The organism is Nocardioides lianchengensis (genome assembly GCF_900101465.1).
Taxonomy (GTDB): Bacteria; Actinomycetota; Actinomycetes; order Propionibacteriales; family Nocardioidaceae; genus Nocardioides; species Nocardioides lianchengensis.
In genome coordinates this window covers 297412-319762 of the sequence record NZ_FMZM01000002.1, presented here as the reverse complement: position 1 = coordinate 319762, position 22351 = coordinate 297412, and the positions used below count along the sequence as shown (strand labels likewise).

The 22351-nt window shown below is 70.9% G+C and carries 25 protein-coding genes and 1 tRNA gene; 11 read left to right on the top strand and 15 right to left on the bottom strand.

Annotated elements, in window-relative coordinates; genetic code table 11:
* Positions 1–30: 30 nt before the first annotated feature.
* The 3 genes from BLT76_RS25315 to BLT76_RS05060 are packed head-to-tail and all read right to left on the bottom strand — an operon-like array spanning position 31 to position 1171.
* The gene (locus tag BLT76_RS25315; protein ID WP_139175416.1) at positions 31–726 is read right to left on the bottom strand and encodes a hypothetical protein; all 696 of its coding nucleotides are present in this window, start codon (positions 724–726) and stop codon (positions 31–33) included.
* Positions 723–938 (bottom strand): hypothetical protein, encoded by a 216-nt coding sequence (locus tag BLT76_RS05065; RefSeq protein WP_090851648.1) that lies wholly within the window; start codon positions 936–938, stop codon positions 723–725. The genes BLT76_RS25315 and BLT76_RS05065 overlap by 4 nt, the downstream gene beginning before the upstream one ends.
* Entirely contained in the window at positions 938–1171 is a 234-nt protein-coding gene (locus BLT76_RS05060; protein ID WP_170866936.1) for a helix-turn-helix domain-containing protein, read from the bottom strand. The genes BLT76_RS05065 and BLT76_RS05060 overlap by 1 nt, the downstream gene beginning before the upstream one ends.
* Before the next feature lie 98 nt (positions 1172–1269).
* Here BLT76_RS05060 and BLT76_RS05055 point away from each other — a divergent pair, with 98 nt between their 5' ends.
* Positions 1270–1638, top strand: coding sequence for a helix-turn-helix domain-containing protein (locus BLT76_RS05055; protein ID WP_139175415.1), 369 nt, complete (start codon positions 1270–1272; stop codon positions 1636–1638).
* The gene (locus tag BLT76_RS05050; RefSeq protein WP_139175414.1) at positions 1635–2156 is read left to right on the top strand and encodes an ImmA/IrrE family metallo-endopeptidase; all 522 of its coding nucleotides are present in this window, start codon (positions 1635–1637) and stop codon (positions 2154–2156) included. The genes BLT76_RS05055 and BLT76_RS05050 overlap by 4 nt, the downstream gene beginning before the upstream one ends.
* 18 nt (positions 2157–2174) lie before the next feature.
* On the opposite strand, the gene BLT76_RS05045 is transcribed toward BLT76_RS05050, so the two are convergent.
* From BLT76_RS05045 to BLT76_RS05030, 4 genes are all read right to left on the bottom strand, one after another.
* Positions 2175–3200, bottom strand: coding sequence for a hypothetical protein (locus tag BLT76_RS05045; protein ID WP_090851635.1), 1026 nt, complete (start codon positions 3198–3200; stop codon positions 2175–2177).
* Positions 3197–3697 carry an ImmA/IrrE family metallo-endopeptidase gene (locus BLT76_RS05040; RefSeq protein ID WP_090851633.1) on the bottom strand — a complete coding sequence of 167 codons (501 nt, stop codon included), beginning with the start codon at positions 3695–3697 and terminating at the stop codon, positions 3197–3199. Before BLT76_RS05040 ends, BLT76_RS05045 begins: the two co-directional genes overlap by 4 nt.
* 190 nt (positions 3698–3887) lie before the next feature.
* Positions 3888–5300 carry a tyrosine-type recombinase/integrase gene (locus BLT76_RS05035; RefSeq protein ID WP_090851630.1) on the bottom strand — a complete coding sequence of 471 codons (1413 nt, stop codon included), beginning with the start codon at positions 5298–5300 and terminating at the stop codon, positions 3888–3890.
* 136 nt (positions 5301–5436) lie between these two features.
* A tRNA-Leu gene (locus BLT76_RS05030) sits at positions 5437–5519 on the bottom strand.
* 166 nt (positions 5520–5685) lie between these two features.
* Here BLT76_RS05030 and BLT76_RS05025 point away from each other — a divergent pair.
* From BLT76_RS05025 to pknB, 7 genes are read left to right on the top strand one after another with little or no spacing between them, the layout of a single operon-like run.
* A complete protein-coding gene (locus BLT76_RS05025) occupies positions 5686–6411 on the top strand; it encodes an FHA domain-containing protein (protein ID WP_090851627.1) in 726 nt (241 codons plus the stop codon).
* Positions 6404–6877 carry an FHA domain-containing protein FhaB/FipA gene (locus tag BLT76_RS05020; RefSeq protein WP_090851625.1) on the top strand — a complete coding sequence of 158 codons (474 nt, stop codon included), beginning with the start codon at positions 6404–6406 and terminating at the stop codon, positions 6875–6877. The genes BLT76_RS05025 and BLT76_RS05020 overlap by 8 nt, the downstream gene beginning before the upstream one ends.
* 13 nt (positions 6878–6890) lie before the next feature.
* Positions 6891–8171: a PP2C family protein-serine/threonine phosphatase gene (locus BLT76_RS05015; protein WP_090851620.1), complete on the top strand. Its 1281-nt coding sequence runs from the start codon at positions 6891–6893 to the stop codon at positions 8169–8171.
* On the top strand, positions 8168–9583 hold the full coding sequence (locus tag BLT76_RS05010; RefSeq protein ID WP_090851617.1) for an FtsW/RodA/SpoVE family cell cycle protein: 1416 nt from the start codon (positions 8168–8170) through the stop codon (positions 9581–9583). Before BLT76_RS05015 ends, BLT76_RS05010 begins: the two co-directional genes overlap by 4 nt.
* A complete protein-coding gene (locus tag BLT76_RS05005; RefSeq protein ID WP_090851614.1) occupies positions 9580–11052 on the top strand; it encodes a peptidoglycan D,D-transpeptidase FtsI family protein in 1473 nt (490 codons plus the stop codon). The genes BLT76_RS05010 and BLT76_RS05005 overlap by 4 nt, the downstream gene beginning before the upstream one ends.
* Complete coding sequence (locus BLT76_RS05000; protein ID WP_244509265.1) at positions 11049–12581, top strand: serine/threonine-protein kinase; 1533 nt, start codon at positions 11049–11051, stop codon at positions 12579–12581. The genes BLT76_RS05005 and BLT76_RS05000 overlap by 4 nt, the downstream gene beginning before the upstream one ends.
* Positions 12578–14440 (top strand): Stk1 family PASTA domain-containing Ser/Thr kinase, encoded by a 1863-nt coding sequence (gene pknB / locus BLT76_RS04995; protein ID WP_090851611.1) that lies wholly within the window; start codon positions 12578–12580, stop codon positions 14438–14440. The genes BLT76_RS05000 and pknB overlap by 4 nt, the downstream gene beginning before the upstream one ends.
* Here the strand turns inward: pknB and BLT76_RS04990 are convergent.
* On the bottom strand, positions 14382–15164 hold the full coding sequence (locus BLT76_RS04990) for a DUF881 domain-containing protein (RefSeq protein WP_244509264.1): 783 nt from the start codon (positions 15162–15164) through the stop codon (positions 14382–14384). The two genes, pknB and BLT76_RS04990, sit on opposite strands and share 59 nt — an antisense overlap.
* A 69-nt stretch (positions 15165–15233) precedes the next feature.
* Between BLT76_RS04990 and BLT76_RS04985 the strand changes: the two genes are divergently transcribed.
* Complete coding sequence (locus BLT76_RS04985) at positions 15234–15704, top strand: cell division protein CrgA (protein ID WP_090851608.1); 471 nt, start codon at positions 15234–15236, stop codon at positions 15702–15704.
* Positions 15705–16023: 319 nt separating this feature from the next.
* Here BLT76_RS04985 and BLT76_RS04980 read toward each other — a convergent pair whose 3' ends face one another.
* Both BLT76_RS04980 and BLT76_RS04975 read right to left on the bottom strand, forming a co-directional pair.
* Entirely contained in the window at positions 16024–16962 is a 939-nt protein-coding gene (locus BLT76_RS04980) for a rhomboid family intramembrane serine protease (protein ID WP_090851605.1), read from the bottom strand.
* Positions 16963–16974: 12 nt separating this feature from the next.
* Positions 16975–17487: a peptidylprolyl isomerase gene (locus BLT76_RS04975; protein ID WP_090851602.1), complete on the bottom strand. Its 513-nt coding sequence runs from the start codon at positions 17485–17487 to the stop codon at positions 16975–16977.
* Between the two features lie 186 nt (positions 17488–17673).
* On the opposite strand from BLT76_RS04975, the gene BLT76_RS04970 reads away from it, so the two are divergent.
* A complete protein-coding gene (locus BLT76_RS04970; protein WP_090851598.1) occupies positions 17674–18345 on the top strand; it encodes a hypothetical protein in 672 nt (223 codons plus the stop codon).
* A 12-nt stretch (positions 18346–18357) separates the two neighbouring features.
* Here the strand turns inward: BLT76_RS04970 and BLT76_RS04965 are convergent, their stop codons facing one another.
* The 5 genes from BLT76_RS04965 to BLT76_RS04945 are packed head-to-tail and all read right to left on the bottom strand — an operon-like array spanning position 18358 to position 22347.
* On the bottom strand, positions 18358–19380 hold the full coding sequence (locus BLT76_RS04965) for a 1-acyl-sn-glycerol-3-phosphate acyltransferase (RefSeq protein ID WP_244509263.1): 1023 nt from the start codon (positions 19378–19380) through the stop codon (positions 18358–18360).
* 3 nt (positions 19381–19383) lie between these two features.
* On the bottom strand, positions 19384–20211 hold the full coding sequence (locus BLT76_RS04960; protein ID WP_090851595.1) for a patatin-like phospholipase family protein: 828 nt from the start codon (positions 20209–20211) through the stop codon (positions 19384–19386).
* Positions 20212–20215: 4 nt separating this feature from the next.
* Positions 20216–20617 carry a DUF3817 domain-containing protein gene (locus BLT76_RS04955; RefSeq protein ID WP_090851592.1) on the bottom strand — a complete coding sequence of 134 codons (402 nt, stop codon included), beginning with the start codon at positions 20615–20617 and terminating at the stop codon, positions 20216–20218.
* Complete coding sequence (locus BLT76_RS04950) at positions 20614–21381, bottom strand: SURF1 family protein (RefSeq protein WP_090851590.1); 768 nt, start codon at positions 21379–21381, stop codon at positions 20614–20616. The genes BLT76_RS04955 and BLT76_RS04950 overlap by 4 nt, the downstream gene beginning before the upstream one ends.
* Positions 21382–21423: 42 nt before the next feature.
* Complete coding sequence (locus BLT76_RS04945; protein ID WP_090851586.1) at positions 21424–22347, bottom strand: hypothetical protein; 924 nt, start codon at positions 22345–22347, stop codon at positions 21424–21426.
* Positions 22348–22351 lie beyond the last annotated feature (4 nt).

The following is a 22351-nucleotide window of genomic DNA, read 5'->3' as shown; positions in this document are numbered from 1 at the left end:
GCTTGTCTGGATGTCGTGCGGCGCTGCCGGTCAGGCGGAGATGCCGATCTCCTCGCGCTCGGAGCGGGTGAGGTAGCGGCCCTGGTTGGCCATGTCGTGGAGGCGGTCGAGGCGTCGACCCCGGGCACGGCCGCGGCGCGCGAGGTCGTCGACGAGCGCTTGGTGGTCGCGCTCGGCCTCGCGGGCGGCGAGCTCCTCCGGTGAGAGGGCGCGGACGGCGAGGGCCCGGCGACGGTCGAAAAGGGCCTGCTCAAACGTCCACAACGCGTACGACGGGCTGTCCCGGTCGGCCGGACGCCGTACCGGGGTGGAGCCGAGCACGACGAGCGCGATCCGTCCGACCTGGTGCGTCTCCTCCACCGTGCGGCACCAGACTGCGGCGACCGTGAAGTCGGCGACGGTGAGGTGGCCGTACGCCAAGAGGTCGTCGTCTCGGGTCCGGAGGTGCTCGACGTCGGATCCCAGGCTGATCGGGAGCATTGCCGTGCACCGGCGACAGAACCGGCGCCCCTCCCCCGGCACGCCGACGACGCCGGGCGTGAAGAGGTAGAGGCGACCGGTCCTGGCGCGGCACACCGTCCGGGCGGCACGAGGGAGGGCAGACCCGGACGGGGTCAGCGGGCCGGCGGGCGCGAGGTGCACCACGCCGCGAGGACGGGCCACCACGTGAGCGCCGGCACGAGCGGCCGCGACGACGCGGAGCGGCACTGCGACGGAGGTCGTCATGCGGCGGCCCTCCGCCGGCGGCGCCGGGCGACGGGGACAGCCTGCTTCGGCTTCAGCGCCTCACGCAGCGCTTCCTTGTCGGCGGCCGTGAATCGCCACCCGGCGCTTCCGCCGAGGTTCATGCCGATGCCGTGCTCGCGGGCGGTCTTCGCGATCTTCTCGCGACCGCACCGGAACTCGTCGGCGACCTCGTAGACGGTCTGGGTCTCCATCAGGCCGCACCGGCCCTCGTCGGCGGCTGCAGCGACTCGACGGGCACGTCGAGCCAGTTCGCCACGACCATCAGCTCGACGACGTCGAAAGGAACGGTCCCGTTGAGGCGGCGAGCGGCGGTCGCGGTCGTGATGTTCAGGACCTCAGCGAGGTCGAGCTGCTTCTTCTTCTTGCGCGCCATCCCGGCTCGCACCTCGCCAGCGACGGCTGCTGCGTACTCCCCCGGTGTCATGTCCGAAAGTCTGGAACGTTTTCGTTCCAGACTCAAGCGAATCATCCAAATTGGCTAAAAACGTTCCAGTTGGGTCGTTGGTGTGGGAGGCTCGCCCCGTGACTTCCCCCCGCGAGTACGCACAGCGCGTCGCGGACGCGCTGGTAGACGTGATCGAAGACGCCAGGTGGCAGGCCAGGATCGGCAGCCTGCGAGACCTGGCGACCCGCGCAGGCATGACCCACACCGCACTCAACAAGCGGATGCGCCACGAGACCCCGTTCAACGTCCGGGACCTCGCGGCAGTCGCCGCCGTCCTCGATATCCACCCGGCCGAGCTGCTGACCCGCGCGAAGGCGCTGGTCGACGAGCGCGCTTCCCTCTCCCTGGTGCCTGGGGTCGAGACGGACGAGGTCGTCGAGGAGATCGCCGCCCACGACTCCGAAGGCCTCATCGCGGACGAGCAGGAAGCAACCGACACGCCGTGACGGCCTCTGCACCCGGCACTGTCGGTGGCGGCTTGTACAACTTGCGGCGCGTCAGCGTCGCGCTACCCAGGCACGACGGACGTCGGAGAAACGGGACGCCGGCAGGCCATGACTCACCACTGAACGAAGAGCGGTTCGCAGACCTCATCGACCTCTGCGACGACCACGACGTCAGGGTGGAGTGGGCCGACCTGGGCCCGAAGCGCCACGGTCAGTACAAGCGCCGCCTCCGCCTCATCGAGCTGAACCAGAATCTGAACCTGCGTCAGCTGGTGCCTGCCCTTGCACACGAGTTCGCGCACTTCGTGTACGACGACGGCTGCTCGACGCCGACCGCCGAGAGGCGAGCCTGGGAGTACGCCGCGCGGATGCTCATCACGGCGGAGCAGTACGCCCGCGCCGAGCAGATCGTGGGGTCTCACCCCCACGCGATCGCGGCCGAGCTCGACCTCACCGCCGTCGTTGTGAAGGCGTGGTGCCGCCAGCATCGAGCGGCCTTCGATGGCCGAGGGGCGTGACCGCGCCTACATAGGCAATTAGCCGAGCGGAGCGTCGGGTGGCAGGGGTCCCTCATCGAGCGATTCCTCAGATCCCTGGGCGGCGTCGGCTGTCTCGGAGCCGTGCATCGCGTTCGGGTCCTTGTAGCCATCCAGGTGGTCGGTAGGCGCCTCTCGAATCGCGGCCGTTGCGCCCTGGGACAAGTAGAGTCTTGACGGCCACTTGTCGGCGTCGATGCAGGACTCGCACAGCGCGATGGCCTCCGCTGGACCCTTCATCCCCTTGTCATTCCGCAGCGACTTGACGGCCTCGTTGACCTTGTCGTCATTGCGTCGGTCAACTGTGAAGAAGGGATAGTCCCGCTGCTCCCAGACCCCCTTGAGCTCGCGGCCCCCGTGATACTCGAGGTCGTTGTAGGCGTCGGGGGTCGCCCGAAGCACGGCGAGCACCACCTCGACGCTCATAGGGAATCGTCGTGGAGACGCCTGCGCGAACAGACGGAAGCCCGTGTCGATGGAGGGACCGAAGTAGTCATAGAGGTAGTTCTCGTGATCAGGCGGACCGTCACACAGCTCGTCGTTGGCAGCGATGGGATTCTTATCCGACCCCAACCCGACCGTGTTCCGTGGCACTGCCACGGCGCGATCTGGATAAGGGAACGTCGCGATGAACGCCCCGCCCTTCGTGCCCATGCCAAGCGGAGCAATGCGGTCGTTCCACACGTCGATGGCGCGTAGCCAGATTCGCACCGCGTTGTACACGTCGACTTCGGATTCCAGATCGACGGTGAAGACCAGCTCGTCACCGATCGGCTTCCACAGACGGAACTCAGGACTCGTGTCCGCGGGCGGCCGGTCCGCCATCCACAAGTTCGTCTCCTGAGCCAGTGTCTGGGGGAAGTCGAGATAGAACTCAAGGAACGAGACTTGCCAGGGGACGCCGTCGCCCTCTGTCCACTCGGCGGTCGTCCTGCCAGCGCGTCGAGCCGCCTGGCTCTGCTTATACCTGGTAGATCCGACCAGGTCGCAGGACAGGAAGAGCTTCGAACTTGGCGGCTGCGTCACGGGATCCGGAGGACCTGAGCCCGGACCTCTGCCGCTGCTGGCGAGACGTCGAAGTGCAGCGCCGCACGCCAAGCGTCCTCTCGTCGGTGACACTGCTCGCGGAACTTGCTTTCAGGCATCAAGAGCGAGGAAGCGAAGACGTTCGCCTCAGTCTCCGCACGGTTGCGGCCTCCACGCCCATAGCCCTGCTCACCCTCCCTCTTCGGGAGCAGGTAGTGAAGGAAGTAGTGACCAAGTTCGTGCGCGATCGTGAAGCGGTCGCGTCGAGGGGAGGTCGTGGCAGGCACGTTGATCGTGAAGTCTCCGATCTCCCGCACGTGGAGTGACTCCCGGCTCGTCGAAGCCATGACGTGGCCACCCAGCTTCGCCACAAGACTGTGGATGTCTGCGACGCCGTCACGGGAGTAGATCCCATGGTGCTCCCCGACCTTCTCGGCGTAAGCCGAGATAGCCGAGTACGAGAGGTTCGACGGTTCCGTCAGAGCGTACGAACTCATGACTTCATCCCGGCGGTCATGGCCGGAAAGTACATCAGAATGCTTGTGAACCCGCGCATCTTGTTCTCCTTCGCGAGCAAATTCTACCCAGCGGTGGTGCTTGACACACCCCTCGAGCAGTGTGAGTTCGAACCTATGTTCGATGTCCAGGCCAGGCGCACTCGATACATCGGCTGGCCGAACGACTGTCTTAGGCCGCGCCGTCAACGGCGACTCGCCCGGCAATGGCCGGGCTGCGGCGAGCGGTTTCGTCTGAAACTGCGTGGGCGAGGTGACGCAGTGCATCGTCCGGAAGTGACTCGACGCGCGGCAGCCAGGACCCTCCACCGGCGCGGCCCGCAAAGGCCAGTGACGCGGCCTCGGCGGCGAGGAGTTGGGCGTCGGGCAGCAGGTGGGAGTAGGTGTCGACGGTCGTCTGGATGGACTCATGCCCGAGGCGGGCCTGGACGACGTGGATGGGCGTGCCGGCAGCGAGCAACCAGGACGCGTGGGTATGCCGCAGGTCGTGGATCCGTGGTGACTGGGCGAGGGTGCCGCGGCACCCGCAGGCGCCCGGCGGGTCCGAGTGGACCTTGCAGCGGTGCGGCTCCCCGGTGCCACACCGGCAGTCCTTCGGGATGTGGGCCGCGCAGTGCTGCGCTCGCCAAAGCGCCGGCCGCCAGTTCTTCGACCAGAAGGTCCGGTGGGCGATCATCCCGCCGCGCGGGGCCGTGAAGACGAGGTCGCGGCCCGCCTTGCCGTCGAGCAGCGGGCGGAGGTCCTTGACGACTTCGGCGGGCAGCGCAATTGTGCGCCGGCCCTTCTTGGTCTTCGGCGGCCCGATGACTCGGGCGCCGTCGCCGGACCACTTCAGCGCTCGCCGGATCTTGATGGTCCGGGCGCCGAGGTCGACGTCGCCGCGGCGGAGTACGACGGCCTCACCCCAGCGGCAGCCGGTGCCGACCAGGAACCGGAGGAAGGGGAGGTAGTGCGGCGAGAAGGTCGCGTAGAGCGCCTCCCACTCCTCGTGGGTCAGGCACACCATCTCGGCGTCGTCCTCGTCGTCGATCGAGTCGACCGCGACCCGCCGACCCTCCGGGAGTCGTACGCCCTTGACCGGGTTGCGTGTGAGGTGGCCGAGCTCGATGCACCGGGCGACCACGCCGGACAGGAGCCCGCGCTGGTTCTCGAGGCTCTTGGTGGAGTAGGCCTCTCCGGTCAGGCCCTTCCCGGCGGCGAGGTCGTTGACTGCCTGACGGACGATGTCGGCGGTGAGCTGGTCGGCGCGCGTCGTGCCGATGAGGTGACCCCAGCTGCGCGCCCAGAGCCGCTCGTAGCCGAGCCGGGTCCCCTCCTCGATGCCGGTGAGCAGCCGGATGTGGTCGGCGGCGACCTGGTCGAGTGTCGGGATGCCCTTCTCTTGCTCGCCGGCGTACAGCCGGTCGAGCGCGCCCTGCGGGCCGAGGGCGTCGAGCCACTTCGCGAAGGTGTCGGCGTCGGCCTTCCGGTCGAAGGACTCCGACGTCTGCAGCGGCTTGCCGGTCTTCGCGCTGATGCCGTGCCGGAACCGGACCCGGTACGTCGTCGAGCCGTCGCTCTTCGTGAGGGTCTCGACCTTGCGCACGGGTGCCTCCTGTCGTCGTTGCGGACGCTAGCCGCGGGCACCGACAGGAGCTTGTGTGTACGGGAGTGCATTTCGGCGAAATGCAGTCCGGCCCCTGGTCCGCATCTCTGCAGGCCAGGGGCCGGATCACTTCGCGTGCGCGAGGGGGGATTTGAACCCCCACGCCCTTTCGGACACTGGCACCTGAAGCCAGCGCGTCTGCCGTTCCGCCACTCGCGCGTGAAGCGGCCTCACGGTATCCCAGGCGCTGACACATTCCCAAACCGGCGTGCGGCGGTCCGGCACCCGCTCTCGGCACCCCGTTACGATCGGTCGCAACCCGGCGCCAGGTCGGGGCGGTTGGCCTGCCGTGGGGGCAGGGCGCGAGGACGAGAGGGGAACGCGGATGGGCGGGCTCCAGAAGTTCGAGCAGCGCTTGGAGCAGATGATCTCCGGTGCCTTCGCGCGTGCGTTCCGCTCCGCGGTGCAGCCGGTCGAGATCGCGGCGGCCCTGCAGCGCGAGTGCGACAACAACGCGCAGATCCTCTCCCGCGACCGGCGGATGGTCCCCAACGACTTCCACGTCGAGCTGTCGTCGGTCGACCTGGACCGGCTCGCGCCCTACGACACCGCGATGGCCGACGAGCTGGTCGCCCAGGTGACGCTGCACGCCGAGACCCAGGGCTACGTCTTCCCCGGGCCGGTGTCCATCGCCTTCGAGGCGGCCGACGACCTCACCACCGGCCGCTTCCGGGTGAAGGGGCAGGCCCAGGCGAAGGTCACCGGCAGCTCCACCTACACGCAGGTACGGCGCGCGCGGGCGATGCTCGAGATCAACGGCACCCAGCACCCCCTCCAGCCGCCGAGCCTGGTGGTCGGCCGGGGCACCGAGGCCGACGTCCGCATCAACGACCCCGGGGTCAGCCGCCGCCACGTCGAGTTCGTGGTGCACACGCGCCACACCGACCGCGGCGAAGAGGTGCAGGTCGAGGTGCACGACCTCGGCTCCACCAACGGCATGCTCGTGGACGGCCAGAAGGTCAAGCGCTCGCCGCTCGACGACGGCTCCACGGTCCGCATCGGCAACACCACGATGACCGTCCGGGTGGTCGAGGAGGACGGTCATGTCTGAGCTGACCCTGCTGCTGGTCCGGATCGCCTACCTGGCGATCCTGTGGATCTTCGTGCTCTCGGCCATCTCGGTGATCCGCTCCGACATGTTCGGCGCCCGGGTCCCGGAGGCCGCGCGCGCCAAGGCGCCGCGCCGCAAGGAGAAGGCCGCCAAGCCCCCGTCGAAGCGCCGCGGCGCCCCCACCCACGTCCTGGTCGTCGAGGGCTCCAGCGCCGGCGAGCGCGCCGACCTCGACCTGGCGCCCGTGCTGATCGGCCGGGGCAGCGACGCCGCGATCCGCCTCGACGACGACTACGTCTCGACCCGGCATGCCCGGATCGCCGCGTCCGGTGACCAGTGGTTCGTCGAGGACCTCGGCTCCACCAACGGCACCTACATCGGCACCGTCCGCATCACCCAGCCGACCACGATCACGCTCGGCACCCAGGTCCGGATCGGCAAGACCATCCTGGAGCTCCGGAAGTGACGGGTCTCCCCTGATGCTGCGCCTCCAGTACGCCGCGCTCTCCGACGTCGGTCGGGTCCGCCGCGACAACCAGGACTCCGGGTACGCCGGCCCCTGGCTCCTCACCGTCTGCGACGGGGTCGGGGGCGCCGCCCGCGGCGACATCGCCTCGAGCACCGCCGTGCAGCAGCTCCGCAAGCTCGACGAGCAGCCGGGCGAGGACCTGCTCGGTGCCGTCGCCGGGGCGCTGCACCGGGCCCACGACCGGATCGCCGAGCTGGTCGACGAGGACCCCGCGCTCAACGGCACCAGCACCACCGCCACCGTCGCGCTGTTCGACGGGCAGCGGATCGGCCTGGGCCACGTCGGCGACAGCCGCGCCTACCTGCTGCGCGACGGCGAGCTGAGCCAGCTCACCGTCGACCACACCTTCGTCCAGAGCCTCATCGACGAGGGCCGGATCACCGAGGCCGAGTCGCGGGTCCACCCGCACCGCAACATCATCCTCAAGGCCCTCGACGGGGTCCGCGAGGCCGAGCCCGACCTGTTCGTCCTCGAGCTGGTCGCCGGTGACCGGCTGCTGCTGTGCAGCGACGGCGCCAGCGGCGTGCTCGACGACCCCCGGCTGGCCGAGATCCTCGCCGCCGGCACGCCCGACTTCGCCGCGGTCGAGCTGGTCCGCGCCAGCCTGGAGGCCGGCAGCTCCGACAACGTCACCTGCATCGTCGCCGACGTCGCCGAGTCCGACGGCTCGCCCGCCACCGACGCGGACGGCGAGCCGCTCCAGCCGCAGCTCGTCGGCGCCGCCGCCGAGCTCCGCCGGCGCCCGACCCGGGCCCCGCGCACGGGCGGCATGTTCCGCGGACGCGCCGGCGACACCGGCGAGCTCGAGCCCGTGCCCGCCGACCTGCCCGACGACGTCCACGCGATCCACGCCGACCCGATCGACCCCGAGCAGGCCCGCTACGCCCCCCGCGCCCCGGTGCGGTTCGTCTGGCTCTCGCGGCTCCTGCTCACGCTGGCCCTGCTCGGCCTGCTCTGGATCGCCGTCGCGGCGGCCTGGTCGTGGACGCAGCAGCAGTACTACGTCGCCGAGGAGAACGGCGAGGTGGTCATCTTCCGCGGGGTCAACGCCGACCTGCCGGGCCTCTCGCTCTCGGAGCCCTACGAGACCACTAACGTCGAGATCGACCGGCTCGCCGACACCTACCAGCAGCAGTTGGGCGAGGGCATGGGCAACGGCTCCCTCGACGACGCCCACCAGATCGTCGAGAACCTCGTCGAGCGGATGGCCCCGGCGGAGTCGACGCCATGAGCACCCCGACCGCCTCCCCCGGCACGTCCGGGCTGATGGGCTTCGTGCACCGCCGCCGGCGCGGTGCCGAGCTCTTCCTGCTCGTCCTCGCCCTCGCCGTCGGCGTCGGGGCCTACGCCGCCGTCGGCATCGGCGTGAAGGGCGAGGTCCCGGCCGACATGGTCGGCTACAGCAGCTGGCTGGCCGCCCTGACCATCGCCGCCCACCTGGTCATCCGCTTCGTCGCGCCGTACGCCGACCCCGTGCTGCTGCCGGTCGTCGCGGCGCTCAACGGCCTCGGGCTGGCCGTCATCCACCGCCTCGACCTGGCCGCGGGCAGCGCGTCGAAGGACGTCGCCCGGGCGCAGCTCACCTGGATGACCCTCGGCGTGATCCTCTTCGCGGTGACCCTGATCGTGCTCCGCGACCACCGCCGGCTGACCCGGTTCACCTACACCAGCGGCCTCGCTGCGATCGTGCTGCTGCTGCTGCCGATGGTCCCGGGCCTCGGCAAGACCATCAACGGCGCCAAGATCTGGATCGGCGTCGGGCCGTTCAGCTTCCAGCCGGGCGAGATCGCCAAGCTGCTGCTCGTCATCACCTTCGCCGGCTACCTGGTCCTCCACCGCGACGCGCTCGCCCTGGCCGGGCGCCGGGTGCTCTTCGTCGACCTGCCCCGCGGCCGCGACCTCGGCCCGATCCTGGTGATGTGGCTGATCAGCCTCGGCGTCCTGGTCTTCCAGCGCGACCTCGGCTCCAGCCTGCTCTTCTTCGGGCTGTTCCTGGTGATGCTCTACGTCTCCACCGAGCGGCCGGGCTGGCTGGTCGTGGGCGGGATGCTGTTCACCCTCGGCGCCGCCGGCGGCTACTACGCCTTCTCCCATGTCCAGCAGCGCTTCGACATCTGGCTCTCGCCCTTCAGCTACTACCGGCCCGAGTCCGGACCGACCAGCGACCAGCTGGTCGAGTCGATGTTCGGGATGGCCTGGGGCGGCCTGCTCGGGCGCGGGTTCGGGGAGGGCAGCCCGTGGCGGATCTCGTTCGCCAACTCCGACTTCATCATGGGCGCGATCGGCGAGGAGCTGGGCCTGACCGGCGTCCTCGCCGTGCTGGTGATGTACGGCCTCATCGTGGAGCGTGGCCTGCGCGCGGCCCTGATCTCGCGCGACGGGTTCGGCAAGCTGCTCGCGACCGGCCTGGCCGCCGTCTTCGCCCTCCAGGTCTTCGTGGTCATCGGCGGCGTCACCCGGCTGATCCCGCTCACCGGCCTGACCACCCCGTTCCTCTCCGCTGGCGGGTCGTCCCTGATCGCCAACTGGGTGATCATCGCGCTGCTGCTGCGCGTCTCCGACCTGGCCCGCCGCCCCCTCCCGGACCTCTCCACCGACGACGAGTCCGCCGACGACGAGTCGACCCAGGTGATCCGACTGTGAACAAGCCGATCCGCACCATCTCGATCTTCTGCCTCGTGCTGTTCCTCGCGCTGATGGCCAACGCGACGTACCTCCAGTACTTCCGCAGCGAGGCCCTCAACGACCGGGCCGAGAACCAGCGGGTCTTCGACGCCGCCTTCTCGCGCGAGCGCGGCTCGATCATCGTCGGCCGTGACGCGATCGCCGAGAGCGTCCCGGTCGACGACCAGTACGAGTTCCAGCGCACCTACAACGCTCCCTTCAAGTACGCCCCGCTCACCGGCTTCTTCGCCTACGCGTACGGCGCCAGCCAGCTGGAGCGCACCCAGAACGACGTGCTCTCCGGCGAGGACGACCGCCTCTTCGTCACCCGGCTGGTCGACCTGCTGAGCAACAAGGGCACCCAGGGCGGCAACATCCGGCTCACCATCGACCCGGCCGCCCAGGACGCGGCCGCGGAGGCGCTGTCGAACGTGCCGGGCGACGTCGAGGGCTCGGTCGTGGCGCTGGAGCCCAAGACCGGCAAGATCCTGGCGATGGTCACCGCTCCGTCGTACGACCCCAACAAGCTGGCCTCCCACGACAAGGCCTCCGTGGACCGGGCCTGGAAGCAGCTGACCACCGACGACTCCGAGCCGATGCTCAACCGCGGCACCCAGAAGACCCTGCCGCCCGGCTCGACCTTCAAGCTGGTCACCGCGGCCGCCGCGATCGAGGACGGGCTGGCCGAGTCGGCCGACGACCAGGTCCCCGGCGGCACGGAGTACCAGCTGCCCCAGACCTCCGGCGACACCGGGCTGATCGACAACGAGGGCCGCTCCTGCGGCACCGACACGATCCCGTTCACCCAGGCGCTCGGCAACTCCTGCAACACCACCTTCGCCCAGCTGGCCGTCCAGGTCGGCGGGGACAAGCTGCGCGAGCAGGCCGAGGCCTTCGGCTTCAACCAGGACTACCTCGAGGACCTGCGCCCGCAGGCCAAGTCGGTGTTCCCCGACGGCGCGAACGAGCCGCAGACCGGCCAGGCCGGCATCGGCCAGTACGAGGTCCGCGCGACCCCGCTGCAGATGGCGATGGTCGCGGCCGGGATCGCCAACAACGGCGTCGTGATGCGGCCGTACGTCGTCGACGAGGTGCAGTCGGCCGACCTCGACGTCGTGGAGACCACCCAGCCCGAGGAGTTCTCGCGCGCGGTGAAGTCGTCGACGGCCAAGGTGCTGACCGACCTGATGACCTACACGGTGAACGACGGCACCGCGAGCCCGGCGGCCATCCCCGGCGTCCAGGTGGCGGGCAAGACCGGCACGGCGCAGAGTGGCCAGGACGACGTCTCGCCGTACGCCTGGTTCGTGTCGTTCGCCCCCGCCGACGACCCCGAGGTGGCGGTGGCGGTGATGATCGAGAAGGCCGACATCCCGCGCGGCGAGATCGGCGGCGGCGTGATCGGCGGACCGATCGCGAAGGCGGTCATGGAAGCGGTGATCAAGTGACGACCGGAACCCCCGAGACGTACGCCGACGACGCGCGGCGCTACCTGCTGCGCAGCCGGATCGCGACCGGCGGCATGGGCGAGGTGTGGCGGGCGACCGACACCACGCTGGGCCGCGAGGTGGCGGTCAAGCTCCTCAAGACCGAGTACGCCGACGACCCGGCGTTCCGTTCGCGCTTCGAGACCGAGGCCCGGCACGCCGCCGCCCTGCACCACCCGAACATCGCCTCGGTCTACGACTTCGGCGAGGCCGACGCGGCCGACGGGTCCGGGATCCCGCGCCCCTTCCTGGTGATGGAGCTGGTCGACGGTCAGCCGCTGTCCGCGCTGCTGCGTGTGGGCTCGGGGCTCGACCCGGTGCCGACCCGCGAGCTGCTCGCCCAGGCCGGTGACGCACTCGGCGTCGCCCACCGCGCCGGCATCGTGCACCGCGACGTGAAGCCCGCCAACCTGCTGGTCACGCCCGACCGCCAGCTGAAGATCACCGACTTCGGCATCGCCCGCGCCACCGAGGGGCTCGGCATCACCCAGACCGGCCAGGTCATGGGCACCCCGCAGTACCTCTCCCCCGAGCAGGCCCGCGGCGAGACCGCGACCCCCGCCTCCGACGTCTACGCGCTGGGCGTGGTCGCGTTCGAGTGCCTGGTGGGTCGCCGGCCCTTCGACAAGGAGTCGCCGGTCGCGACCGCGCTCGCGCACCTGCACGACCCGGTGCCGGAGCTCCCGGCGAGCGTGCCGGACGACCTCGCCCGCGTCGTACGACGGGCGCTGGCCAAGGACCCCGCGGAGCGGTACGCCGACGGCGCCGCGTTCGCCGCGGCGCTCCGCGACCCCGCGGCCGACGCCGCGACCCAGGTCGTCGCGCCCGTGGTCCCGCCCGCCACCCAGCAGACGCAGGTGCTCGGCGCTCCCGTGCCGGCTCCGACCCCGGCGCCCACGACGACCACGCCGGCGCAGGACGACGCGAGCGACGGCCGTCGTACCCGCTGGCTGGTCGTGCTGCTGCTGGTCCTGCTCGGCGTGGTCGCCGTGACCGCCGCGGTGCTCGCCACCCGGGGTGGCGACGACGACAGCTCGTCCCCGCCGGCCGACACCGGGGAGATCACGATCCGGGAGAGCGACTACGTCGGTCGCCCGGTCGGCGAGGTGGCCGACGAGCTGGGCGAGCTCGGCCTGCGGGTCGACACCAGGGAGGTCGACAACCCCGGCGACCGCACCGAGGGCAACGTCTCGTCGGTCGACCCGTCGGGCCGGCTCGACGAGGGTGAGCAGGTCCGGGTCTCCTACTGGGGCCCGGTCCCCGAGGAGGAGCCCAGCGAGGAGCCGACCCCGTCCGAGGAGCCCGAGCCCACCGAGGAGCCGAGCGAGACGCCGTCGGAGGAGCCGTCCGAGGAGCCCAGCGAGACTCCGTCCGAGACGCCGACCCCGTCGGAGACCCCGAGCCCCACCGAGTCCGCACCCGCGGCGGGTGCGAGCACCCCCGCCGCCGGCCAGAGCCCCCAGACCGACCGGGAGGTCACACCCCGATGAGCAGCCCACAGCCGACGACGGTCGGCGGACGCTACGAGCTCGGCGAGCTCCTCGGCCGAGGAGGGATGGCGGAGGTCCGCAAGGGCACCGACACCCGCCTGGGCCGAGTCGTCGCCGTGAAGCGGCTGCGCACCGACCTGGCCAGCGACGCCACCTTCCAGGCCCGGTTCCGCCGCGAGGCGCAGTCGTCGGCCTCGCTCAACCACCCCTCGATCGTGGCCGTCTACGACACCGGCGAGGAGCCCGCGAGCGACGGCTCGGGCGTCTCCCAGCCCTACATCGTGATGGAGTACGTCGCCGGACGCACGCTGCGCGACGTGCTGCGCGAGGGCCGCAAGATCCTGCCCGAGCGCGCGCTCGAGATCACCAGCGGCGTGCTCGCCGCCCTCGACTACAGCCACCGCGCCGGGATCATCCACCGCGACATCAAGCCCGGCAACGTGATGCTCACCCCCAGCGGCGACGTGAAGGTGATGGACTTCGGGATCGCGCGCGCGATCAGCGACGCCGCCAACACGATGACCCAGACCGCCGCGGTCGTCGGCACCGCCCAGTACCTCTCCCCCGAACAGGCCCGCGGCGAGACCGTCGACTCCCGCTCGGACGTCTACTCCGCCGGCTGCCTGCTCTACGAGCTGCTGACGGGGCGCCCGCCGTTCGTCGGCGACAGCCCGGTCGCGGTGGCCTACCAGCACGTCCGCGAGCAGGCCCTGCCGCCGTCCGACCACGACACCTCGCTGGCCCCCGAGATCGACGCCATCGTGATGAAGGCGCTGACCAAGCGTCTGGAGGACCGCTACCAGTCGGCCGCGGCGATGCGCAGCGACATCGAGCGCTACCTCGCCGGCCGTCCGGTGCAGGCCACCGTGCCTCCCCCGGCCCCGCCGACCTCGGCCACCACCGTCGTCGCGCCGGTCACCGGTCCGACGACCGCCGCCACCCCGCTCCCGGAGGCCGAGGAGCGCACCGGTCCGCGCACCGGCCTGCTGGTCGGCCTGGGTCTGCTGCTGATCGCGCTGATCGTCGGTGGCGTGCTGCTGTGGCCCAAGCTCTTCCCGCCGGCTCCTCAGGACGAGGAGGTCCCCGACCTGGCCGGGATGACCGAGCGCGCGGCCCGCGCGGCGATCGGCGACGCCGGCCTGGCCGTGGGGACGATCGCCCGCGAGGCCAGCACCGAGGTCCCCGCCAACCGGGTCATCCCCGGCTCTCAGGAGCCGACGGCCGGCCTGTTCGTCGACCCCGGCACCACCGTCGGCTTCACCATCTCCACCGGCCGGCCCCAGGTCAACGTGCCCGTGGACCTGGTCGGCCAGAGCCGCGACGAGGTCAAGCAACGGCTCGCGGAGCTGGGCCTGGTGCCGGACGAGAAGGAGGAGAAGTCCGACGAGGACAAGGACGTCGTGATCCGGACCGCACCGCCGCCCGGCACGCCCGTGACCACCGGTTCCACGGTCACCGTCTACTTCTCCGACGGCCGCGAGACCCTACCCGACCTGGTCGGCCGGACCCGTCAGGAGGCCGAGCAGATCGTCAAGGACCTCGGCTTCGTCCCGCGCTTCTTCGAGGACGACGGCAACCCCGATGTCCCGAACGGTCAGGTGTTCGAGCAGGACCCCGCCGCCGGCAAGGAGTACGACGACCAGACGATCGTCTACCTCACCGTCTCGACCTACGTCGAGCCGACCCCGACGCCTACCCCGACGCCGACCCCCACGCCGACCCCCACGGACCCGGGCGTCCCGACCGACCCCACCGACCCGACGGACGGCCTGCCGGGCACCGAGCGCTCGACCGGACCGGTCACTCCATCGGCTCGGCGTACGACAGGTCGAGCAGGCCGTCGTACGCCGGGGCGGTGACGTCGTCCTCGACCTCCAGCTCCCAGCCGATGGCGATCTCGGGGTCGTCGGCCTGCTGACGGTAGGTCTGCAGGTTCGTGTCGTCGGCGACAGACGACAGCAGGTCGTCCTGGTCCCCGACCGCCGAGATGACGTACGGCGGGGAGTAGGGCCGGCCCTGCAGGAACACCGAGTTGCCGATGCACTTGATGCCCGTGGTCGACACGATCCGCTTGCCCATCACCGTGACCGCCTCGGCCCCGCCGGCCCAGAGCGCGTTGACCACGGCCTGGATGTCCTGCTGGTGCACGACGTAGTCGCTGAGCCGCGCACCGGTCTCGGTGGCCTGCTCGACCAGCTCCTCGGGCGAGTCGGTGAGGGTGATGGTCAGGCCCTCCCCGGAGCGCTCGACCAGGCCGGCCGGGTCCTCGAAGCGGGCGATCTGGCGGCGGTAGCGGTTGACGCTCCGGTCGTTGACCGACTCGGTCAGGGCGGTGACGTCATCGGTCAGGTCGCTGACCCGGTCCTGGAGCCGCTGGTAGCGGTCCGACTCCGCCCGGACCAGGTCGGCGAGATCGGTGTAGCGCCCCGGACGCAGGTCGGTGCCGTCGCTGTTCTGGGCGCTGACGACGAAGAGCGACCCGCACAGCAGCACCACCACGGGCGGCCCGAGGGTCCACGGGCCCCGGAAACGCAGCAGCCTGCGCCAGCGGGAGGTACCCGCGTGCGGGTGCTCGGACGTCACGCCGACTAAGGTAGCCCGCGACCCGTGGGCGGACGTCCCGGGCGCGTCGCGAACCGAGGAGCAAGACCAGTGTCCAAGTCGAAGGCCACCCCGACCTTTGCCGACCCGGCCCGTGGGCCCGTGCTCTCGGCACGGTTCGTCGTCGCGCTGGTGCTGATCGTGCTGGGCATCGCCTGGATGGCGTACTACTACATCGCCGTCCGGGTCGATCCCACCGCGATCCCGGTGCCCGACGCCGGCAGCCCGAAGTTCATGGCCGACCTCGGCGACTGGAACTACCTGATCGGCTTCGGCGCCCTGCTGCTGGGCCTGGCCGTCTCGGCCCACCCCTCCACCCCGCTCGGCCGCGGCCGCGGCGTCGTGGTGGGCATGCTGGGCTGCTTCCTGATCGGCCTGATCTGGATCTGCACGTTCTACGTGTTCAGCGACTCCGCCGACACCGGCGGCATCCCGATCCTCAACGACCTGGGCCAGAAGAACCTCTTCGTCGGCATCGGCTTCATGGCGATCGGCTTCACCTTCGCCACGCGCTGGGAGTGAGCCGGCAGGCAGGTCGCGACGAAGGAGCGAGCTGCCGTCGCCGGCGAAGGTCGAGCAGACCCGCGGCTGAGGAACGAAGCCGGGACGGGGATGACGAGACCCGTCCTGGCTCCGCGATCAGCACGACCCGCACCGCCCGTCACCTCCCTGGTGGCGGGCGGTTTTTGCACACCTGGGGACAAGCCTGTGGAGAACTACATCGGTGTAGTTCTCCACATGTTGTTCCACAGCTGTGGAGAACACGGGGGTGCACACGACGAAGCCCTGGCCCCCCGGTATCCGGGAGGCCAGGGCTCGATTCCTGGGGGCGCGGTTCGGTCTAGGCCAGTGCGGCCGACCGGGCGATGACCGCGAGCGCGAGGAGCGCGGTCACGGTGACCAGACCGCAGGCCTGGAAGGCCGCGCGCCGTGGCCCGCGGGGCGCGTAGACGAGCACGCCCGAGATGACGACCCCGCCCAGGAAGCCGCCGAGGTGACCGGGCCAGGAGACGTTCGGGATGGTGAAGGTGATCACCGCGTTGACGGCGAGCAGCAGCAGGATCTGCTGCACGTCGCCGCCGACCTTGTGGGCGATGACGAGCAGCGCGCCCATCAGGCCGAAGACCGCGGTCGAGGCTCCGACGGTCGAGCCCTCCGGATCGGCGAGCCAATAGACCAGCGCCGAGCCGGCCAGGCCGGACAGCAGGTAGAGGGCGAGGAACCGGACCCGGCCCACCGCGAGCTCGATCTGCGGACCGAGCATGTAGAGCGCGAGCATGTTCAGGCCGATGTGCCAGATCTCCACGTGGGTGAACATCGTGGTGACCAGCTGCCAGTAGCTGCCGTCGACCACGCCGGGCACCCAGCGGGTCCCGGCGACGGTGCTGCACAGTCCCTCCGACGTGACGCCGGGGAAGTACCCCGACCCGTCGCTGACGCTGCACGTGCCGGTGGGGGTGAGCGCGAAGAGCTCGTAGAGCCGGGAGCCGTAGCGCCCGGTCAGCTGGATCATCGCGAAGACGGCCACATTGAGGCCGATCAGCACCATCGTGGTGATCGAGGCGTTGGTGGGCCGGAGCCCGCCGTACGCCGTGCGGGCCTGGCGGGTCGTACGACGGCCCTCCGCGACGCACTCAGGGCACTGGAAGCCCACGGCGGCGTCGCGCATGCAGTCGGGGCAGATCGGCCGGCCGCAGCGCTGGCAGCGGATGTGCGACTCCCGGCCGGGGTGCCGGTAACACGTGGGCACCCCGGCCTGGGGCATCGGAGGCTGGGTCACGGACGGAGAGGGTCAGGCGTTGACGATCTCGACCGACTCGAACACGACCGGCTCGACCGGGCGGTCCATCGGACCGGTCTTGACCTTGGCGATCGCGTCGACGACGTCGCGCGAGGCCTGGTCGGCGACCTCGCCGAAGATCGTGTGCTTGAAGTTCAGCCAGGTCGTCGCCCCGACGGTGACGAAGAACTGCGAGCCGTTGGTGCCCGGGCCGGCGTTGGCCATCGCGAGCAGGTAGGGCTTGTCGAAGGTGAGCTCGGGGTGCGGCTCGTCCTTGAACGTGTAGCCCGGGCCACCGGTGCCGGTGCCGAGCGGGCAGCCGCCCTGGATCATGAAGCCGTCGATGACCCGGTGGAAGCCGAGGCCGTCGTAGAACGGGCCGGTCTTGCCGTTGCCCGCGTCGTACGACTTCTCGCCGGTGGCCAGGCCGACGAAGTTGGCGACCGTCTCGGGCGCGTGGTTCGGGAAGAGCGTGATGACGATGTCGCCCTTGTTGGTGTGGAGGATGGCCTGCTGGTCAGCCATGACTGCCCTTCTGGTGTGACGACGCGGGGGTAAGTGGGTACTGCGGAGGGCACGACGATCTCTCGTCGTGCCTCGTCGATCCTCGCACGGTCCGCAAGCATCCCCTCGGAGTGGGTGCTCGCCGCCCAGGTCGCCGCTTGCGCGACATGATCGAATGGCAACGACCGAACGAGAGGAAGTGACGCGATGCGTCTCCGCAAGAAGAAGAGCCTCCTCGACCAGGCCTCGGACTACGTCGACTCGGTCCGCCCCCAGGTGGAGGCCGCGTTCGCGCAGGCCGTCGACGTCGTCGAGGACTTTGTCAACGACACCGCCCGGCCGGCCCTGCACGACGCCCAGAAGAAGGCGGGCCCCGCGCTCGCCGACGCCCGGGTCCGGGCCGCCGCGGCGGCCAGCGACGCGAAGGACAAGGCGGGACCGGTCGTCGCGGACGCACGCGCCCGCGCGGTGCCGCTGATCGCCTCCGGCGCTGCGATCGCCGGTGAGAAGGCGAGCGCCGTCAAGGATCTCGCCGACCAGAAGGTCGCCGAGCTGAAGGGTGAGCCGCCGAAGAAGAAGGGCGGCAAGCTGAAGAAGATCGCGCTGTTCGCGATCGTCGCCGGCGGCGTCGGCTACGCGGCCAAGAAGCTGCAGGGCGGCAAGCAGAGCGACAGCTGGCAGTCGTCGTACGTCCCGGCCCCGCCGCCGGCGGGCCCGACCTCCCCGAAGGCACCGGGTGCCCCCCGGGTCACCCCGGCCGACGACCCGGCGGGTGCGGCCCCCGACGAGGCCATCGCCGACCAGGCGGAGGGCGCCCACGACGTGACCACGCCCGACGAGCCGGCCGAGGTCGTCTCGATCGACGAGGGCAAGAAGTAGCAGCAGAGCAGGTCAGGACCGGTCCGAGGGGAGATCCTCGGGCCGGTTCTGCTGTATCCAGAGGTCGATCCGCTCCCACCACCCGAAGAGCCAGTCGATCCGCTCGGCGCGGTCCTCGGGGATCTCGGCGCGCGGCACCTGCCACCACCGCATCACGATCCGCTTGTCCATCGGCAGCTCGCGCCACACGTCGCCGACGGTGAGCAGGTGGTCGAGCCCGGTGTGCGCGACCAGGACGACGTCGGCGTCGGGCGCCGCGTCCAGTGCCGCGAGGAAGCCGCCCGGCCGGGGCGCGAGGACGTGGATCATCGACTCGGCCCGCTCGGCCATCCGCTCCATGCCGATCCGGCGCAGCCGGGCGATCGCCCGGTCCCGACGCCGCGGGGTGAAGTTGCCGCCCTCCGGGAAGATCACGAACGCGTCGTTCTCGTCGAGCCCGTCGGCCAGCGCGGCGATCTGCGACTCGAGGTCCTCGCCCTCGGCCGGGTTCGGGGTGATGAAGCGGGCCGGGATCCGGTTGAGCACCACGTCGAACATCGGGTCCCAGGCCAGGGTGTCCTTCAGGACCACCCGCGGCTCCCGGCCGTACCAGTGCATGAGCGCGTGGATGAGGGTGAACGAGTCGCCGGGTCCCGCGTGCCGGCAGCAGACCAGGATCGGGACCCCGGGGTGCGCGTCCGGCGTTGGCCCGTCGGTCTCGATGCTCAGCCGGAGCACCCGCTTGGCCTCGCGGAAGAACACCCACATCACGCCCTGCACCAGGTCGTAGTGGATCCCCTCCCAGTAGGGACGGCGGATGGTCCGGCCGAAGCCGGAGGCGAACCAGGCGCCCCACATGATCAGCAGCACGACCGTCTCGATGCTCAGGTAGAAGACCACCAGCCAGAGCACGCGCAGCGCCCGCCACCGTCCGGGCAGCAGCGGCGACAGCGCCGCGGCCCCCACCAGCCACAGCGGCAGCGAGACCCACATCAAGACGGTGAGGCCGACTACGGCCGGCGCGACCACGAAGCGACGCACGGCCCAGATGAGCACGGCTCAGCCCGGCCCGTCGAGGTACGCCGCGCAGGCGTCGTACGTCGCGTCGATCCGCTGCTGGACGGTCGAGAAGTCCTTGCTGCCGAGGAAGGTGTCGTCGCGGGTGGACGTGCCGCGCGCGGGGAGCACGTGCGCCTCGACGCCGGCGGGCAGCTCGTCGAGCTCGCGCACGAACCGGTGCCGTCGGGCGATCTCGAAGGACACCCGGGCGACCTCCCACGGCCGGCGCGGGACGGACAGCGGCCGGTCGAAGCGGCCGACCTGGAGGACGAACACCCGGGTCGCCCCGAGCGCGACGGCCCGGCCCAGCGGGATCGAGTTCACGATGCCGCCGTCGAGGTAGTGCTCCCCGTCGACCTCGGCCGGCGGCAGCAGCCCGGGTACGGCGGCGCTCGCCACCACGGCGTCCACGACCGGTCCGGTGCTGAACCAGTGCTCGGCCGCCCGCTCGATGCTTGCAGCGCAGACCTGGAAGCGGACGGGCAGCTCCTCGAAGGTGACGTCACCGAGCTCGTCGGCCAGCCGCTGCTTCAGCGGCTTCGAGGAGTAGAGGTGGGTGCCGCCGCTCGACACGGCGCGGCGCACGGTGCGCAGCGGCTTGTCGCCGTACACCTGGCGACCGGCGTCGTTGGCCGTGCGCCAGAGGTCGGTCATCCGCTCGATGACCGGGAGCGCGGGCTCGCGGGCGACCAGGGCACCGTTGAGGGCGCCGACACTGGTGCCCAGCACCAGGTCGGGGACGATCTCGCGCTCGAGGAGCGCACGCAGCATCCCGACCTCGACCGCACCCAGCACGCCACCGCCTCCGAGCACGAACGCGGTGGTCATGGGCTCAGGTCACCGGCTGGTCGGCGTGCGCGTCGGCGGCGGCCTGGAGGCGGACCCGCCTGGTCGCCCGGTGCTCGGCCCAGAAGCTCAGCACCGGGATGGTGCCGCAGACCAGCGTGACGATGGTGAAGGACGGCTCCCACGCCTCCTTGCGGGCCAGCAGGAAGGCGCTGACCAGGAAGATCATGTAGAGCCACCCGTGGGCGACCCCGAGGTACTCGGTGATCGCCTCGCCGACCTGCTGGACGTCGGAACCGGGCGTCACCAGGGAGGGCGTGGCCCCGAAGACGCCCCACATGCCGGACCCGTCGAAGTTGGCGAGCGGTACGCCGACCAGGATCAGCACGATCAGCAGGACGCCGACGATCGAGGCCATCACCCGGTAGGCGGCGAGGTTCCGGTTCACGGCTCCGACGGTACCGGGTCGGGCTCCGGCTGGGTCCCGGCGGACTCGGCGTCGTCCTCCGCGCGCGTGACGTCGCGCACCCAGCGCCACCAGATGAAGGCCGCGAACGCGCCGAAGACCCACCACTCGATCGCGTAGAGCAGGTTGCGCAGCGCAGTGAAGGTGCCGGCCGGGGGCAGCTGCTCGAGGGTGGCGGGCTCGAGCCCGTCGAGGGGCTCGGTGGCGACGCCGTAGGCGCCGTACAGGTCCTGGTCGACGCGCTGGATCAGGTCGGCCGTGCGGACCTGCGGGAGGATGTCGTCGCTCCGGTCGGTGTCGACCTCGTTGGTGCCCTGGGTCGGTTGCAGCCAGGCCACCAGGTCCGTCGTACCGCTCGGCGGAGCCGGCGCCTCGCCCGGGTCGGCCACCCAGCCTCGTACGACGGGCAGCGCGGGCGCGTCCGCGGCACCCACGGCCAGCGGCGTGACGACCCAGTAGCCGTCGACCCCGTCGTGCTCGCGCCCGGAGACGTAGACCGTCCCCGTGGGAACCCAGGTCCCGCTGACCTCGACCGGCTGCCCCACCTTGTCGCCCGGGAAGGGGTCGTCCGGACCGAGCACGTCGGTGAGCGGCTCGGGTTCGAGATCGCTCAGGTCCGCGGCCTCCGCGGCCCGGCGCTCCTGCCACGAGTCGTACTGCCAGTAGCCCAGCAGGCACGCCGTACCGACGAGGACCAGCGCCAGCAGGTGCGCGCCCCAGAAGCGTGGGGCGAGCAGTCGGGGCACCCCCTCAGGTTACGGGGGTGCCCCGACGGCTCGACCGGTGGATCAGCGCCGGCGAACGACCTTGAACGTGCCGGTCCCCGTCGAGGGGCTGGACGACCAGCTCCCGAGGTAGGTCGCGACGACCCGGTAGCGACGTGGCTTCAGGCTGCGCGGGACCGCCAACCGTGCCGACCCGTTGCGCAGCGTCTTGGTGACGGTGAGCCGGCCGAGCTTCATCCGCACCCTGCCGGTCGCGGGCAGGTTCCCGGCGCTCACCTCGACCCGGATGCCGGGTGTGCGGCCCGGGAGGACCTTCTTGCGGAACACGTCGACCGTCGTACCGCTGGTGATCTTGGCGATCCTTCCGCCGACGACCGTGCGGGGCGACCAGTCCTCGCTCCGGTGGTCCCAGAAGCTGCCCGCCGGGTAGGAGAGCCGCACGCTCAGGACGCGACCCAGGTCGGCGCGGGTCGTCTCGTAGGTGACCCCGAGCTCGTGTGGGATGACCACGCCGTTCCGGAGCCACTGCACGGTCGGCAGCGCGATCCCTCCGGAAGCGCTCAGCTCGGCGATCATCGTGGCCATCTGCGGGGACCAGGTCACCCGCAGCCGCTGGCCGATCACCCGCGACCCGCTGACGGCCGCGGGAGGGGCCAGGCGGATGGTGAGCCGGGCGGGCGTCTCGACGTCGTCCACCGTCACGGCTCCCGAGACCGGGGAGGGTTCGGCCTGCAGGCCGAAGTAGTCGCACGGATCGATCCCGGCGCAGGTCATGCCACCCCAGGGCGACATGGTGTAGGCGCCGTACCGAGCGGCGGGGACGTCGACGAAGTCGAAGGTCCCCGGCGCGACCCGCACGCCGTTGAGACCGCCGCTGCCGGGACCCGCCCCCTGCTTCATCAGGAAGAGCTGGGCGTCGACCGGCGCACCGGTGGGATCGAGGATCGTGACGCGCAGCGAGCCCTTGCCATCACCTTCCTCGGCCATTGCC